This window comes from Vibrio splendidus 12E03, from assembly GCF_000272105.2.
In the GTDB taxonomy this organism is placed as follows: domain Bacteria; phylum Pseudomonadota; class Gammaproteobacteria; order Enterobacterales; family Vibrionaceae; genus Vibrio; species Vibrio splendidus_I.
This window is the reverse complement of sequence record NZ_AJZD02000225.1, coordinates 1-1,508: the sequence shown is the minus strand read 5'-3', so window position 1 is coordinate 1,508 and position 1,508 is coordinate 1. Positions and strand designations below refer to the sequence as shown.

Annotated in this window: 1 protein-coding gene; it reads left to right on the top strand. The window is 35.6% G+C overall.

Annotated features, from left to right (window positions below; translation table 11 throughout):
* Positions 1-283 precede the first annotated feature (283 nt).
* Positions 284-1,333, top strand: a complete 1,050-nt coding sequence (locus A142_RS15065) for a hypothetical protein (protein ID WP_019820915.1) — start codon at positions 284-286, stop codon at positions 1,331-1,333.
* Positions 1,334-1,508 lie beyond the last annotated feature (175 nt).

Sequence of the window (1,508 nt, the reverse complement as noted above, 5' to 3'; positions counted from 1 at the left end):
GAGTCAGGCATCAAAAGCGTTTACTCATTTAAAAGAGTACGTTGAAGGTGAAAGCGAAAACCAATTAAAAGCAGCATAAATTCAATGTTTAATTAACGTAATGACTCAACAAATTAATGCACATTAATTCAACCATCACTAAATTGCCCAGTAGTTCACACTATTGGGTTTTTTATGCCCCACAGTAATGGTTAAATTAAGGTTTCACTGAGCTTGGATAAGAGGAATACTAGAGCTTATCTATTTGATATAAAAAGTGATGAGAAATGCTTAAGGAAATAAATTGAATATTAATGAATTATACAGACTGTCAACTTGGTATGAGACTAATGTTCTAGAGCGTAAGTTTAAAAAAACCATAGAAGCGTTACACGCAAGCAACAATAAGTTAATGACGTCACCATCAAACCAATCTTTTAGAGATAACTTTGAAAGCCTGAAAGAGCGATTACTTGACCTTGTTAATGAGGTCGATCAAAACGTGTTAGATTTTGATGACCAAAACGTATTAAAAAAACTTAATTTAAGTCACATCCTATTGGACGGTGCTTTCGACTCTTTGCAGAGTCTACTAGACACGGATGATTTTCATACAATATCAGCACGTCTTACAAATTATATGAATGCAATGGATAGAGCTGATGATATTTTTCATGCTTACTTGAGCTATTTACCTATTGCATTCGATTTAAAAAAATTTGAATCCACTCACCACCACTCTGATAAAATTCTTACTAGGGTTCGTTTTCATAATGAAGCGTCAATTGATAATGTAGTGAACTTGTCTGACTGGAGTGATCGTTGGTATACAATAGCCCGAGGGTATTCGATGGCTTTAGGGCAAGCTCCTGAAGAGTTTGAAGTTGTTGGGGCTGCAAATGGCTCTATAGTGTTTGACCTACAAGTTGCAATAGATGTCGCTAAAATGCTTGCAGAAACTTTTGCATTGATTACAGCTACTGTTGCTTCTTGTCTCACTATTAAAGATTCGATAAAAGCTGCTCAACCATTCAAAGAGTCTAATGAGGAACTGTATAAACAAATTGTCTCTGAAAGCCAAAAAATGTATGAAGCCGAACAGGAACAAATGGCATCCTCTGTGGCAGAGAAGTTAATAAAGAAATTTGGTACTCATAGCGATGGCGAGAAAGAAGTTGCTTTAAGCAAATCTGTAAGAGAACTGTATCGGTTCATAGACCAAGGGGGGGATTTAGCATTTAAGTGCTCTAGTAGCTCCCTTGAGCATGAAGAAGAAGCTAGGCTAGTTAACGAAGCTTTGTTTATGTTAAAAAATCGTAATAATCAGAAGCAACTGGAGGATAAATCAAAGTAATATAGTTTGATTTATACTGATAGGAGGGAATAAATCAAAATATAGAGATATTCCCTTGAAAATCGTCACTTATAACATTATTTAGAACGCGCGAACTGTTCAAGTTGTCAGTGAGAATTAAAGTACACCTTTATCCCGATCTGGTTTCCCGTCTTTGTCAAAAAATCGAACTTTG